The 14,662-nt window shown below is 38.7% G+C and carries 10 protein-coding genes, 1 tRNA gene, 1 other RNA gene and 2 pseudogenes; 7 read left to right on the top strand and 7 right to left on the bottom strand.

The window, feature by feature from the left end; genetic code table 11:
* Positions 1-48: 48 nt before the first annotated feature.
* Both pfkA and EL097_RS08790 read right to left on the bottom strand, forming a co-directional pair.
* The gene (gene pfkA, locus EL097_RS08785) at positions 49-1,062 is read right to left on the bottom strand and encodes a 6-phosphofructokinase (protein ID WP_003048227.1); all 1,014 of its coding nucleotides are present in this window, start codon (positions 1,060-1,062) and stop codon (positions 49-51) included.
* Positions 1,063-1,141: 79 nt separating this feature from the next.
* A complete protein-coding gene (locus tag EL097_RS08790) occupies positions 1,142-4,252 on the bottom strand; it encodes a DNA polymerase III subunit alpha (protein ID WP_003048225.1) in 3,111 nt (1,036 codons plus the stop codon).
* A 189-nt stretch (positions 4,253-4,441) separates the two neighbouring features.
* On the opposite strand from EL097_RS08790, the gene EL097_RS08795 reads away from it, so the two are divergent.
* The 3 genes from EL097_RS08795 to EL097_RS08805 are packed head-to-tail and all read left to right on the top strand — an operon-like array spanning position 4,442 to position 6,309.
* Entirely contained in the window at positions 4,442-4,813 is a 372-nt protein-coding gene (locus EL097_RS08795; protein WP_003048223.1) for a GntR family transcriptional regulator, read from the top strand.
* On the top strand, positions 4,813-5,511 hold the full coding sequence (locus tag EL097_RS08800; protein ID WP_003048221.1) for an ABC transporter ATP-binding protein: 699 nt from the start codon (positions 4,813-4,815) through the stop codon (positions 5,509-5,511). The genes EL097_RS08795 and EL097_RS08800 overlap by 1 nt, the downstream gene beginning before the upstream one ends.
* A gap of 9 nt (positions 5,512-5,520) precedes the next feature.
* Positions 5,521-6,309: a hypothetical protein gene (locus EL097_RS08805; RefSeq protein WP_003048219.1), complete on the top strand. Its 789-nt coding sequence runs from the start codon at positions 5,521-5,523 to the stop codon at positions 6,307-6,309.
* 127 nt (positions 6,310-6,436) lie between these two features.
* On the opposite strand, the gene EL097_RS08810 is transcribed toward EL097_RS08805, so the two are convergent.
* Positions 6,437-7,051, bottom strand: coding sequence for a TVP38/TMEM64 family protein (locus tag EL097_RS08810; RefSeq protein ID WP_003048218.1), 615 nt, complete (start codon positions 7,049-7,051; stop codon positions 6,437-6,439).
* 92 nt (positions 7,052-7,143) lie between these two features.
* Between EL097_RS08810 and ssrA the strand changes: the two genes are divergently transcribed.
* From ssrA to EL097_RS08825, 3 genes and pseudogenes are all read left to right on the top strand, one after another.
* Positions 7,144-7,491, top strand: a transfer-messenger RNA (tmRNA) gene (ssrA, locus tag EL097_RS08815).
* A gap of 108 nt (positions 7,492-7,599) precedes the next feature.
* Positions 7,600-7,719 (top strand): annotated as a pseudogene (locus EL097_RS10980) (IS200/IS605 family transposase); the annotation flags it as partial.
* 317 nt (positions 7,720-8,036) lie between these two features.
* Positions 8,037-8,657 carry a DUF3862 domain-containing protein gene (locus tag EL097_RS08825; RefSeq protein ID WP_003048217.1) on the top strand — a complete coding sequence of 207 codons (621 nt, stop codon included), beginning with the start codon at positions 8,037-8,039 and terminating at the stop codon, positions 8,655-8,657.
* A gap of 722 nt (positions 8,658-9,379) precedes the next feature.
* On the opposite strand, the gene EL097_RS08835 is transcribed toward EL097_RS08825, so the two are convergent.
* From EL097_RS08835 to EL097_RS08850, 4 genes and pseudogenes are all read right to left on the bottom strand, one after another.
* Positions 9,380-9,451 (bottom strand) — tRNA-Arg (locus EL097_RS08835).
* Between the two features lie 65 nt (positions 9,452-9,516).
* A pseudogene (gene tnpA / locus EL097_RS08840) lies at positions 9,517-9,988 on the bottom strand (IS200/IS605 family transposase).
* Positions 9,989-10,345: 357 nt separating this feature from the next.
* Positions 10,346-11,755, bottom strand: coding sequence for a dipeptidase PepV (pepV, locus tag EL097_RS08845; RefSeq protein WP_003048215.1), 1,410 nt, complete (start codon positions 11,753-11,755; stop codon positions 10,346-10,348).
* 205 nt (positions 11,756-11,960) lie between these two features.
* Complete coding sequence (locus EL097_RS08850; protein ID WP_003048214.1) at positions 11,961-12,563, bottom strand: nitroreductase family protein; 603 nt, start codon at positions 12,561-12,563, stop codon at positions 11,961-11,963.
* A 313-nt stretch (positions 12,564-12,876) separates the two neighbouring features.
* Between EL097_RS08850 and spxB the strand changes: the two genes are divergently transcribed.
* Complete coding sequence (gene spxB, locus EL097_RS08855) at positions 12,877-14,616, top strand: pyruvate oxidase (RefSeq protein ID WP_003048213.1); 1,740 nt, start codon at positions 12,877-12,879, stop codon at positions 14,614-14,616.
* The last annotated feature ends 46 nt before the right edge of the window (positions 14,617-14,662 follow it).

Genomic DNA, 14,662 nt, shown 5'->3' on the forward strand with positions numbered 1-14,662 from the left:
CCCTTATTTTTTTGTCAATAATTGACGATTTAACATTTTTAACTAAACTTATTGTGACAATGAACGGTTCAAAGCTGCAAAGTCTAAACGAGCTTTGTGTGGATTATTAACGATAATCTTACCTTCTTCAGTCAAGCTGAATAAAGCACCTTCTTCTGCAGTACCAAGGATTGGACTTTCAACAAGTTCTTCATTGTGGATACCGACAGCTAAGCCACCTTTGCCTTCTTTAAGCAACTCAACTGCATGAGCTCCCATCCACGAAGCAATAACACGGTCACGCGCAGTTGGTGAACCACCACGAAGGATATGGCCAAGGTTTGTCACACGAAGGTCACTCTTGTCACCAGCTTCTTTGAGTTTTTGAGCAAAAGCTTCACCACTCATCACACCCTCAGCTAAGACGATAATGTGATGGTTTTTACCTTTGTGTTCAAAATCGTATTGAATGGTTGAAACAACTTTTTCAATATCAAATGCTTCTTCTGGAACAATAATTTGATCAGCACCACTAGCAATCCCTGCCCAAAGCGCAATATCACCTGCGTTACGTCCCATCACTTCAACGACAAAGGTACGTCCGTGACTTGATGAGGTATCACGTAGTTTGTCAATAGCTTCAACTGCGGTATTAACCGCTGTATCAAAACCAATAGTATAATCAGTGCCAGCAATGTCATTGTCAATTGTTCCTGGGATACCTACAGCTGGGAAACCATGTTCTGTCAAGCGCATAGCTCCATGATAAGATCCATCTCCACCAATAACAACAACACCTTCAATTCCATGTTTTTTAAGTTGCTCAATACCAGCCAGTTGGCCTTCAAGTTGAGCAAATTCTGGATAACGAGCTGAATATAAGAAAGTTCCACCACGTGAGATTTTATCACCAACTTCTTTTGAACCCAGTGGGAAAATGTCACCATCAACCATACCTGCATAGCCACGGTTGATACCATAAACTTCCATTCCTTCTGAGATTGCTTTACGAACGACTGCGCGAATCGCAGCATTCATACCAGGAGCGTCACCGCCACTGGTTAAAACAGCAATACGTTTCATTTTTTGGTACTCCTTTAATTAATTTAACGTTCTTATTATAGCATATTCATTTGCAAATTACTTCACTAATTGTCTATTTTTATCGAAAAACCGTTTTCAAAACGTAGGGATGGAGCTTTTCTTCTAAAGCAGGCACTAGTTGGACTTGGAGATGAGTTAATTCAATGGTTTCCTTACTTTCTTGATAGTGAATCACTACCGGAATTGGCCCTGGAAAAGCAGTTAGAATTTCTGAAATTTGAGCATCAAACTGATGGGTAGCAACCAGTAACCAATATTTTTGACTAGTGGCAACTTGGACTTGTTGTCCAACCATTTGTAAACGATGATCCCTCTCCTTGATGCGACCTTTAAGGTAGTACAACTGGCCTTCTCTCAAGAAATCTTTGTAGCTAGCATACTGTTCTGGAAAGAATGTCACATCAAGTTTTTTCTTGGTATCATTGACGCTTAAAAAAGCCATCTGCTGTCCGCTCGTTTTGGTTCTAATGATTCGAATGCTATCTATCTGTACCAGCACTGTTGCTTCAGTATCTTTGGTTAAGTATGAAATCGGGGTAAAGGATTGACTACTTTTTTCAGCTATCTCAATGAGGGGGTGCTTGCTCATTCCTACTCCAATAAGTTCTTGTTCCATATAATATTTATCAGTAGCCGTATAATCATCTGTTTCGATCCAGCTAAAAGAAGAATCAGCAAAGAGTGATCCTAGTTCGTTAACAAATATCAATAAACTGTCCAAATTTTCCAGAATTTTTTTACGGTTAGGCTCAAAGCAATCAAACAATCCAATTTTAATTAAGGGATCTAGAAAGGCTACTTTTTGATATTTTCCCGGAGTTCTAGTGAGAAAATCCTCTACGCTATTAAATGGTCTTTGGTCGATAATCCAATAAGCAAAATCCCTTGGCACCCCTTTAATATTTTTCAACCCCATGTAAATCTTGCTAGCTTCAATTTTATCAGTATAAGGAATGGTGTTAATGGTGACTTGTGCGACTTGAAAATCTGATTCTAGGGCATCTGTAATATAGTCACTGCTAGAATAATTCATCATAATATCGTAAAAAACAGCTGGGTAATGGGTCTTGAAATAAGCCAACTGAAAAGCTAAAGCTGAATAGGCAAAGGCATGGCTGCGGTTAAAACCATAACCTGCAAATTTTTCCATCCGTCTAAAAAGCCCTCTAGCTGTTTCTTCAGCTCTTCCTAAATGCTTAGCTCCGGCAATAAACTCCTCTTCCATTTTTTGCATTTCTTGCAGATTTTTTTTAGACATGGCACGTCTTAACAGGTCGGCCTTGCCTAATGTAAAACCAGCATAAACCTGCGCAATCTGCATAACCTGTTCTTGATAAAGCATAATACCATAAGTAGGTTCTAAAATTGGAGCAATCACAGGATCAATCAAATCAATTTTTTCTTGCCCTTCTCGTCGTTTAATGAAATTAGCAGTATAGTCACTTGCCCCTGGCCTATTTAGGCTGGTAGTGGCGACAATTTCTTCAAAATGTTGTGGCTTAATCCGTTTTAAAAGATTAATGGCACCGTTTTGTTCAAATTGGAAAATTCCCTTGGTATCCCCTCTAGCAAAAAGTGCCAAAGTTTGCGGATCTTCTAAATCAATGGCTGCAATATCAATCTGATGCCCGTAGTCTTTAGCAACCTTCTCTTGCATTTTTTGAACAAGGGTCAAATTTCTTAGACCCAAAAAATCCATTTTTAACAGGCCATTAGCTTCGACCGCATGAGCATCATACTGGGTAATCATCATGTCATCACCCGATTTTAATGGAATATGATTGGTCAAGGTGTCATCACTCATCACAATACCAGCTGCGTGAATGGACGTTTGTCTTGGATTTCCTTCGATACGCTTGGCAATGGCAAAGGCCTTTTGAAATTCAGCTCTGCTATTAATAACCTGCCTAAAAGAAACTGATTTTTCATAGACAGTAGCCAAGCTATCCCTAAAACCAATTTTTTTAGTGAGCTTGGTCAGTTCGTATTCTGGAACCCCAAACCGCTTGAAAACATCACGAATAGCCTGTTTAGGTCCAAAAGTTGAAAAGGTCACAATTTGCGCCGAATGTTCGCTTCCATAACGATTTCGGACATATCGGAGAAATTCTGAACGGTAAATATCCGGAAGATCAATATCAATATCCGGCATGCTATAACGTTCTTTGTTTAAAAAGCGTTCAAATAGCAAATCATGTTGAACTGGATCAATCCCTGTAATGTTCAGAGCATAAGCCACTAGGCTACCTGCTGCCGAGCCACGTCCCATCCCCATATAGTAGCCTTTACTGCGTCCAAAGCGAAGCAAATCCCACACAATCAAAAAATAATCATCAAAGCCCATATCAGAAATAATAGCCAATTCATGCTGCAAGCGTGATTGATAGGGTTCCTTCCACACCCCCTTTTCCTTCAAGCCAGCTTCGGTTAATTCTTTCAATTCTTGCTTCGCAGGCTTATTGCGATTAAACCGTGGTAATTTTAAGTCTGTGTCAAAATCATAATGAATCCCTGCCACCAAGTTTTCTAACTCATGCAAGGCTTGCGGACAATTTTCTTGATAAAAAGCTGTCATCGTCTGGCAATCAACCAAATCTTGATTGCTTTCTACCAGATGAGTCTCCGCTAAGGTAAGATTATCCCTTATGGCATGCAGCATGTGTAGGGTTTCCAAATCGTCATGCGAAAAATAACGAACGGTTCTTAGCGGAATAGGTTGATGCTGATAAGTGATTTGAGTAAAATCAGTCGTCTCATCAACACCAACTAAATAGTCAAAAGGTAAAGTGAGGTTAGGGCTTAAATAACGATGAGGGATAATAACTGCTACCCCCTCCAGATGTTGACAGAGATAGTCAATATCTAAGGCTCCAGACATTTTTTCTGTTGATAACTTGAGTAGACTATGGTAACCAGCTGTATTTTTAGCAATCAATTTTAGCTGTAATAGTTCTTCCTGATAAACCAAATCCATTTCCAATCCTACAACGGGTTGAAGCCCATGTTTTTGACAGCCTCTAATAAAATGATAAGTAGCATAAAGGTTATCCTGATCCATGATGCCTATGGTTTGATAGCCAAGTTGCTTTGCTTGTTCAAAATAGTGACTTAAATCAATCAAACTATCCATGAATGAATAAACGGTTTTTGTGTCTAATTGAGCAAACATGAGTTCCTCCTTCACGTGTCTTATTAACTATTATACTATGAAAAAGCTTTTACTGCCTCTATTTTCCTCTGTACCTATTGACTATGACATTATGAATAAGAAGAAAACATCATAAAGCTTGACATTTCAAATGTTTTTTTGTACCATTTATTTAGTACAACTACCTATATTATTTTGAAAGGAGACCACATGTCTTGGAAATTTGATGAAAAATCTCCTATTTATGCGCAGATAGCACAGCATGTTATGATGCAAATTATCAGTCAAGAAATCAAGAGTGGAGACCAACTCCCAACTGTTCGTGAATATGCTGAAATAGCTGGTGTTAATCCTAACACCATGCAAAGAGCGTTTACAGAGCTTGAACGTGAAGGAATGGTTTATTCGCAACGTACTGCTGGTCGTTTTGTCACTGACGACCAAGAATTAATCGCTCGTAAAAGACGAGAACTAGCAATTAGTGAATTAGAATCATTTGTTAACAATATGACCAAAATAGGATTTGATCGTACTGAAATTATTCCTGTTTTAACAACCTTTTTAGAGGAGGCTTCAGAATAATGGCACAACTATTGCAACTGCACCATGTCTCAAAATCCTATCGAGGAAAAAAAGCCATTGACGACTTAACTGTCACTATTCCTAGTGGGAAAATCATTGGATTATTGGGACCAAATGGAAGCGGCAAGACAACACTTATTAAGTTGGTAAATGGTCTTTTACAGCCAAATAAAGGAGACATTGTCATTGATGGCTACCGTCCATCTGTTGATACTAAGAAAATTATCTCCTATTTGCCAGATACCACTTACCTTAACGAAAACATGAAAATCAAGGATATGTTAGATTTCTTTAGTGATTTTTACAATGATTTTGATAAGACTAAGGCAACTAGTCTCTTAAGGGATTTAGAATTAAACCCAGAAAATCGCTTTAAAAACCTTTCAAAAGGAAACAAAGAAAAAGCCCAATTAATTCTTGTCATGAGTCGTAAGGCAAAACTTTACATTCTTGATGAACCTATTGGAGGGGTTGACCCTGCTGCTCGAGATTACATTCTCAAAACCATTATCAATAACTACTCTGAAGACGCTTCTGTCATCATTTCGACCCATTTGATTTCCGATATTGAACCTATCCTTGACGAAGTTATTTTCCTGAAAAAAGGAAAACTTTGCTTATCTGGTAACGCTGATGACTTAAGAGAAAAACACCAGCAATCCATCGACTCCCTCTTTAGGGAAACTTACAAGGTCTAGGAGGTTAGTATGTTTGGAAAATTATTAAAATATGAATTTAGATCTATTGGTAAATGGTATTTTGCTCTAAACGCAGCTGTCATCGCTATCGCTGCTATTTTATCATTTACAATTAAATTGTTTACACAACATGCTGACAATGCTGGTATGTTTGGTACCGTCATCAACAAGATGCTCCCTTTAACCTTATCTTTGACATTCGGAGCTTTGATTGCCGGTTCACTCTTATCAACTTTGCTGATTATCATCAACCGTTTTAATAAAAATATTTTTGGTCGCGAAGGCTATTTAACCTTAACCCTTCCTGTGACTTCTCATCAAATTATTCTTTCAAAATTAGTAGCTTCTTTCATTTGTAGCCTCTTCAACTTGATTGTTTTAATTTGTGGAATAGCTATTCTTGTGGTTCCAATGGTTAATTTTAAAGATGTCGTAGAGGGACTATCACAGGTAATGAAGTCAGAATATCTCTTTGGGAATACTCTCTTACTGACTTATTTTCTCTTATCGTCTTTCACAAGTATTCTACTTATTTACCTAGCCATTTCAATTGGTCAACTCTTTTCCAATCGTCGTGGACTCATGGCATTTATCGCTTACTTTATGTTAGTCATTGTCATTAGTGTAACAATGACCTTCCTTAACTTAAAACTATTTGGTTTCGAATCATCAACAACTAGTTTTCCATATAGCGAACAAGCAACGCTTTACATATTTATCTTAGAAGAGCTTGTTAAAATGGTGATTTGTTACTTCGCAACTCATTTCATCATCAAAAATAAACTTAATATTCAATAATACAAAAGCGTCCTTTGAAATTGTAAAAGCAATACTAAAGGACGTTTTTTTGTGAGTCAAGCTATCTTTAACCTTATTAAAAGGCCACCCCTTATGATATAGGAGTGGCAAGGTATCAAGACTATCATTAATGCTGCAATAACCATGACACCAAATCTTTTCCAAAAATAAACAAGTAACTGTAACCTATGATTGAAATCGGCTTGGTCAGCAAAATAATGGTTGTAAAACGCTTCAAAGACATATCAGTTAAGCCAGTTACCATGACCATGATATCAGCTGGTGAAATGGGCGAAGCCATACAGATAATAAATAACTTCTCATAACCAGAGGTTTCTAAACGTCTCTCGTACTTGTAAAAGGTCTTTTCATCAATAAAAAGTAAAATAAATTTACGACCGTAAACTTTCACCAATAAAAAGAGAATCACACTCCCAATAATAATTCCCACATAGTTATAAATAAAACCGGCAAAGGGACCAAAAATGAGAAAGCCGGCAACGGTTGTAATGCCTCCAGGAATGACTGGAAACACAATCTGAATAATCTGAACAACGATGAAAATAAGCGGCCCCCAAACTTTGTAACGTTGAACCAAGTCCTTGAGAGCATTACTATCGTTTAAAATACCTAATTTATAGAGCCAAAAGGCTAGTACAAATGAACCAACTAAGGCAATGAGTCCTAACAGTTTGATGATTTTCTGCCAAGTAGCATAGGCTTTTAGATTTCGATTTGTCATAGCTTAATCATACCATAAGCCAAAATTTTTTGCTATTTCTAAAGAGTTTTGCTATAATAATGAATGTAAGTTATTAAGTACCCTTATCTTATGGGGTTGTTACGGATTCGACAGGCATTATGAGGCATGTTTTGCGTCCCATCGGCAGATGTAAAATGCCAGTTAAATATAACTGCAAAAAATACAAACTCTTACGCTTTAGCTGCCTAAAAACCAGCTAGCGTGACTTCTACAAGATTGCTTGCGTCCTGTTAGAAGTCTCAAAACAGCAAGCTACATTTAAGGAATGGTCTAGTTCCTTAAAAAGAGATTACCAGACTCGCATCCTAACGGCTTGAGTTATGTGTCTTTAGGTTGTTAAATCAAGACATAACCTATGGGCGTAGATAAATGTGTTGGCAGATGTTTGGACGTGGGTTCGACTCCCACCAGCTCCATCAATACTTACCGTAAGTAACCATAACTTACCAAAACCTTGTCATATCAAGGTTTTTTGTTTTAGACTTGTTCACGGGTTACCGTGAGTTTTGATTATGGCTTGAAGCCATAACGAAAAGACAGTTGCTAACTATATTCGCGAGTAAGAAAAAGATAACATAGTACTAGATAAGTTGAGCGTTAAAGAATATGAAGAGCCGTTTTCAGATGGTGGATTCAGGTCAAAATAAAGTCCGTTGTTACGGGCATCACTCAAGTAACGAAAGCATAACCTGAACGAAGGTCAGCGAGCGTCTTTAGACGCCGCTGGAGAGAAACGGCTTATAGCCGCCGGTGTACAAGTCACCCATTTTCACGGGTGGTTACAATTCTATTGACAACTAAGTTGAGAGTTAAGAAGATGACTGAAGGAAAAGAAATCAAGATAAATTTACCTAGGCCAAGAAGAAAGTCTCTATTTGAACGAGTTTTCCATTTTTCTTAAAGTCCCTCAAATTTCCTCTGAAATATGTTATAATGTGCAAAAGAAAAAAGTTAGGAAATACCGATGACAAAACAAACTGCATTTAGCCTGCTTGTGCTACCTCTTCTTGCCTTGTCCTTATCAGCTTGTTCACCAAAGAAGGAGAAAAAAGTCCAGCAGAGCAAAGACACAACAACCTTGATTGAAACCAGAAAAGCAGATCACCAAGAGGTGCGTGCTCATTTTGAAAAAATTAAGCTAGCCACTGCTGCTTCCGAATTCAAGGGAGGAAGTAACCTTGAAGACCTAACAGCACTCTTTGGACAGCCCAGTCACCACGAGGAAAAACTAGCAGGTAGTGTCACCCTTGATGCCTACACTTGGAACTTTGATCGAGTTACCCTCAATGTGAATCTCTATCAAAACAGCAGTATTGTTAAAACCATTTCAAATTTTGCCTTCATAAGGGATCTCAATTTATCCCAAAAAGACTATCAAAAATTACAAAAAGGGATGTCTTATGATCAAGTTAAACAAATTCTGACCGAACCAGACAATTATAGCCAAGCTTCCTCTAGTGATAAACAGATCCTTCAAGCTACTTGGATTAGTGGCTTAAAAACAGAAACTAATGGTGCTAATATTTCACTCGTTTTTGAAAATAATCAGTTAATAGAAATGTCTCAAGTAGGCCTTGGAGAATAAAAAAACAAAAGCAATGTATACTGTTTATAGGTTCTTTGTCAATCACAAACAAGGACAAATGTAGGTAAGTGTCGTAAAAGATTGATATGACAACTCTACTCTAGCCTATACCATCTCAAATTTCAACGATAACCAGCTAGTATTTAGAAGTATTGACCTAGTATTTAATGAAGATTGGGATACAACCAAACAATGCATCCTACAGTCAGATCAAGGATTTCAATATACTAACAAAGTGTGCTTGAAGAAGTTAGATCAACTTGGAGTCCCTATTTCGCAGTCTGGTAAAGGAAGTTGTTATAACAATGCCTGTTGTGAAAACTTCTTTTCCCATCTCAAAAGTGAATCATTAAAGCTTCACATACCTGAAAACAAGGCAAATCTTATAACTCAAATTGATAAATATAGTCGTTAGTACAACACAGATAGACCACAAGAAAAACAAAAAGATATGACTCCATTTGAATTTAGGAAATCATACCTTCTAAATAACTAGCTTTTTATCAAGAAAAGAGTCAGTAATCAGCTAGTAACACCACACACTCTCAAACATACCTATGTCAACTATCTTAAACATAACAGTACTGATGTCCTAATCATTTCAAAGTTGATTACTCACAAAGATATGTTAAAGACATTTAACACATATACCATCTTTTCTAAATAATTTTGGACATCTGACAAAAAATCCTATTAAAATAGGGATTTTTATAGGATTTCAATCCACCTTGAGGGAATCGAACCCCCATCTCAAGAACCGGAATCTTACGTGATATCCATTACACTAAAGGTGGTCATAACTTTATTAATACCTTTATAGTATATCATAAAATGGAATAATATGAAATAACTTTTATGATTAGAAAACAGTCATAACCACCCGCGAAAACGCATCTTCATATTTTTTTGCACTCAACTTATCAAGCGCAATGCCATCTTTCTCTTGATCTCGTATATATTTCGCTACAGTTTGTTCATTTAATCCGACTGCACTGACGTAGTATCCTCTTGCCTAAAAGATCAATTTTCGTATTGATACTTTAAATTGGCATGCTTATCAAATACCATCAGAGCACTTTTACTTTTTAAGTATCTCATAAAATCAGAGATCGCAAGTTTGGGTGGAATAAGGACAAGCAAATCTATATGATCAGACATCAGGTGTCCTTCTATAATTTCCACACCTTTGTATTGACATAAATGATGGAAAATCTCAATTAAATCCTGTCTTATTTTGTAGTAAATGGATTTACGACGATACTTTGGTGTGAAGACAATGTGATAGAGCACATCCATTTTGTATGTGATAAACTGTAACTGGTTTTGACCATTTATTTCTCCTCCTTTGTCTAACCTGAACGATTAGATTATACTAAGAAAAATAAATGGAAGCTACAAGCCTTGTTAACCATCAGCTTAGCTGGTGGTTTTCTTGTTTTCCTCTTCGAGAAAAACTGCCTCGAAGCCATAATCTGAGAGGGAGTGGGACAAAAATCGGTATTGTGTAGCAATTGATTTTGTAGTCCCACCCCCGCACAGTTGATTAGGAGGAGCGTTGTCACTTGCGAGGCAAGGGACGAGAACCTCCAATCAACCACTGCGTCAAAGTACTAAGTATTTAACAAGGAAAGAGGCAAGGACTTTTGTCCCAGCCTCTCTTTTTAATGTCATCAACAACTGATAGTATTTTATTTGATTAATTCATAGATAGCTTCAGCATAGATAGCTGCTGAGCGGTAAATATTTTCTAAAGGCATGTATTCATTGGCTTGATGCATGGTATTTTCATCTCCTGGGAACATGGCACCAAAGGCTACACCACGTTCTAGCAAGCGACCAAAAGTACCACCACCGATAACTTGTTCGTAGCCTTTAAGACCAGTTTGTTTTTCGTAAACAGCAAGCAAGGTAGCTACTAATTCATCATCCATTGGCACATAGTGAGGCGTATGCTCATGTTCGGAAAGGCTTACTTTAGTCACCCCTGGTAATTCTTCCAATCCTGCTTTTAAGGTTGCCGCATCAGTTCCTTTTGGATAACGGAAATTCAAGGCAATAGTGTTGTCAGCTGATTGCTCATCAAAGTTAAAGACACCTGCGTTCATGCTCAAGGCTCCCATACGGTCATCGGTATAAGCAAGGCCTAGTTTCTCTGCCGCAAAGTCTTCGTGAAGCACTTCACCTGCCACATGTAAATAATCCTTAGCAGCCCCTTCAAAGGTAAATTGGTTCAGGAATTTAGCCAATAAGGTTGCACCATTGATACCCGCTTCTGGAGTAGAACCGTGAGCAGACTTACCGATAATGGTCACTTCAACTTTACCATCAGTAGCCTTCACAGACCCTCTGACGCCATGTTCTGCCAAAAATTGCTCTAAGGCTGCTTCTAGCGCATTAAGGTCATGCGGCGCCGTAATCACAGCTGTTGCAGATTCTGGTACCATATTTTCACGTAAACCACCTTGGAATCGATGAAGCACAAAAGCGCCTTTGTTATCACCAGAGAACTGGAGGTATTCCGTGATGTTTCCTTTTTCACCGTTGATAATTGGGAATTCGGCATCTGGTGAGAAACCAAAATCTGGATTTTTCAAACCGTTATGGGCAAAGTAATAATCCATATCACCCCAGCCAGATTCCTCATCGGTACCAACGATAAATCGCACTTTTTTAGACACAGGAAGACCCAACTCTTTAATAATTTTGAGGGCGTAATAACAAGCCATAGTCGGTCCTTTGTCATCAGAAGACCCACGCGCATAGATGCGGTTATCTTTAATCACCGGTTCATAAGGATCCGTGTCCCAACCGCTACCTGCTGGCACCACATCAAGATGACCAAAAATGCCTAATACCTCATCACCTTGACCAAACTCAAAGTCACCCGCATAGTTATCAATGTTACGTGTTTGATAGCCATCACGCTCAGCCATTGCGAGGAAATGCTCCAAAGCTTTAACTGGACCTGGTCCAAAGGGATGCTGATTATCGGCCAATCTGTCATCGCGTTCTGAATTGATGCGTAACAAATCAACTAAATCTGCTAACATGGCTTCTTTACGTTTGTCAACTTCTGCTTTAAAATCAATGGTTATCATCTTCTACTCCTTTTTTAGTTTTTTCGCTATTGGAAAAGGTATCCTCTTCCAACAATTACCTGATGTTTCCTAATTGGAAACATCAGGTTTAGTCCTTCGCTCCTTGCCCTTCTATATCTTTCTAAGACTGACAAGCCACAAAAAGTCAAGGCGAGACACACTCAACTACTGTGTTTAACGATTTCCGAACACTTGGAAATGGGAATTATCTTCGTTCAATCACTTCGTCAACTGGTAATCGGTAGCTAGGTTCTGGTTTCTCATCACTATAACCAACTGTAATCAGCAATTCTGGACGAAAACGCGGATCAATGTCCAAAATCTCATTGGTCGTTGACTTATCAAAACCAAGGATAATATTGGAAGCAATCTTTTGATCCGTCAAGGCCAAGACCAAGTTCATAGCAACAAGACCTGCATTAATAGCTAAGTACTCACCAGTTTGAACGTCATTAAAAGCCGCAAAACGCGGTGGTAAGGTCTCCATGTAATAACCAATCAAGTCGTCTGGTAATGATTTAACACCAATACGAGCAATTTTACGAGAACGTAAAGCCAAGTCAGTATCTGAAAATAGCGCCACCACATATTGGGCTTGTTCTACCTGAACTTTATTTGCCAAGGGCAGTCCCTTTGCTAATTCAGCTTTCCTGTCTTGAACCACAACAAATTTCCATGGTTGAATGTTATTGGCACTGGGTGCTAAAGTTGCAATCTCAATAGCCGTTCGCAAATCCTTGTAGTCAACTGGCTTGTCATTAAAAGTCTTAATGGCATGGCGTTTTTTGTTCAATTCTAGAAATTTCATCTCAAAACTTCCTATCTAATTCTGATTTTTAATACCTCTTCATTTTACCATAAAAAGCTTTTAATACCTCTTAAAAATCACAATTTCACGATATTTCCTCTTTTAATACTAATTAGTACAAAATTCTTGCTTTATTTCATTTAGAGCGTTATGATAGCAATATCAAAACATTATCAAGACTGACTGACAAAGGAAGTCTGCTACAATTCACCTCAGTTAGGGGATAGTCCTACCACTTATCCAACTATCTGAATTGCAACACGACTTTCATTTACGGTCGTGTTTTGTCATTCGTTGAAGGAGGAAAATAGATATGAGTAAGATAAAAGCATCTGATGCCATGATAAAGGTTATTGAAGCTTGGGGGGTTAAAACCATTTATGGACTTCCTGGAGGATCCTTTGATTCCACCATGAATGCCTTACATAACCGTCAGAACAGTATGCAATACATTCAAGTCCGCCACGAAGAAGCTGGCGCTTTAGCAGCGGTTGGGGAGGCAAAAGTCACTGGTCGTATCGGTGTCACTTTTGGTTCTGCTGGGCCTGGAGCCGTTCATTTGCTTAACGGTTTGTATGATGCCAAACATGATGGTGTTCCCCTACTTGCCCTCATTGGTCAAGTGCCGACCTTCAACATGAACAAATCTTATTTCCAAGAATTAAATGAAAATCCCATGTTTGAAGACGTTGCCATTTATAACCGCACTGTTATGACTGCCGAACAATTGCCTTATGTCGTAGATGAGGCGATTCGCCAAGCCTATGCCCACAAAGGGGTTGCTGTGGTGACCATTCCAAAAGATTTAGGATGGCAAGATATTGAAGACACTTATGTTTCAACCGCGGTGCATTACCAAAAACCTTTGTTGCCTATGCCAAATCCTGAGCATATTGATCAAGCACTAACCCTTTTACAAGCTGCCAAACGTCCTCTCATTTATATTGGGCTTGGTACTCGTGGGGCTAGAGAAAATATTATGGCCTTGGCAAAACAACTAAAAGCGCCAATTTTAAGTTCGGCGCCTGCTAAAGGTATTGTTCCTGATAATTTTGAACTCTATATGGGCTCTGCTGGTCGGGTAGCCAGTAAGCCAGGTGTTGAGATGCTACAACAAGCCGACACCATTATTACTTTTGGGACAGACATGCCTTTCCAAGGACACTTTATTCAAGATGACACGACATATATCCAAGTGGATATTGACGGTACCAAATTTGGTCGCAGACACCACGTTAACTTAGCTATTCTTGCTGATGCCAAACAGACCATCAAAGCCTTGCTTGAAAAAGGCAGAGAATTACCTGAAACAGACTGGTATCGTGTGGCTCTGGCCAACAAGAAAAATTGGCAAGAGTGGATAGCTTCTTTTGAAGATGACAACCGTGAACCATTACGTGTAGAACCTGTCTTTAAAGCTATTAACGATATGGCCACTAAAGATGCTATCTTTCAAATTGATGTGGGCAATGTCACTATTGATGCTATTCGTTTCCTCAAAATGAATGACCAACAAGCTTTGACAACTAGTGGCTGGTACGCTACTATGGGTTATGCTCTTCCAGCAGCCATCGGCGCTCAGGCAGCCTACCCAGACCGACAAGTTTGGTCCATTTCAGGTGATGGTGGCTGGACCATGAACATGCAAGATATTGCAACAGCTGTCAAATATCAATTGCCAATTATCAATGTGATTTTAACCAATCAAAGTCTGGGCTTTATTGAAGCCGAACAAGATGATATGCCACAACCCCATTCTGGCATTGACCTCATGGATATTGATTTTGGTAAAGCTGCTAGTGCTATGGGCGCTAAAGGCTTTACTGTTCATAGCTTAGCAGAACTCAAAACGGCTTTCCAAGAAGCTCAAGGTGCTACTGGTCCTGTGGTGATTGATGTTAAAATCGCTAATGATCGCCCTCTTCCCGTGGAACAGTTACGTTTGGATCCAGAAACATACGACGCTGACCTCGTGCATCAGTTCACAGAAACTTACGACACCCAAGGGCTACTATCCTTTAATCAACTATTGAAAGAGGTTCAAAGTCAATAAGATAAAAAGAAAAACGTCTGAAACAGAAATGTTTCAGCCGTTTTTT

Origin of the sequence: Streptococcus canis, from assembly GCF_900636575.1 — a bacterium.
GTDB lineage: Bacteria > Bacillota > Bacilli > Lactobacillales > Streptococcaceae > Streptococcus > Streptococcus canis.

What these genes read in the sequence shown, in the direction of transcription:
- pfkA (WP_003048227.1), bottom strand. Translation starts at nt 1,062, where the DNA reads ATGAAACGTATTGCTGTTTTAACCAGTGGCGGTGACGCTCCTGGTATG.
- EL097_RS08790 (WP_003048225.1), bottom strand. Translation starts at nt 4,252, where the DNA reads ATGTTTGCTCAATTAGACACAAAAACCGTTTATTCATTCATGGATAGT.
- EL097_RS08795 (WP_003048223.1), top strand. Translation starts at nt 4,442, where the DNA reads ATGTCTTGGAAATTTGATGAAAAATCTCCTATTTATGCGCAGATAGCA.
- EL097_RS08800 (WP_003048221.1), top strand. Translation starts at nt 4,813, where the DNA reads ATGGCACAACTATTGCAACTGCACCATGTCTCAAAATCCTATCGAGGA.
- EL097_RS08805 (WP_003048219.1), top strand. Translation starts at nt 5,521, where the DNA reads ATGTTTGGAAAATTATTAAAATATGAATTTAGATCTATTGGTAAATGG.
- EL097_RS08810 (WP_003048218.1), bottom strand. Translation starts at nt 7,051, where the DNA reads ATGACAAATCGAAATCTAAAAGCCTATGCTACTTGGCAGAAAATCATC.
- EL097_RS08825 (WP_003048217.1), top strand. Translation starts at nt 8,037, where the DNA reads ATGACAAAACAAACTGCATTTAGCCTGCTTGTGCTACCTCTTCTTGCC.
- pepV (WP_003048215.1), bottom strand. Translation starts at nt 11,755, where the DNA reads ATGATAACCATTGATTTTAAAGCAGAAGTTGACAAACGTAAAGAAGCC.
- EL097_RS08850 (WP_003048214.1), bottom strand. Translation starts at nt 12,563, where the DNA reads ATGAAATTTCTAGAATTGAACAAAAAACGCCATGCCATTAAGACTTTT.
- spxB (WP_003048213.1), top strand. Translation starts at nt 12,877, where the DNA reads ATGAGTAAGATAAAAGCATCTGATGCCATGATAAAGGTTATTGAAGCT.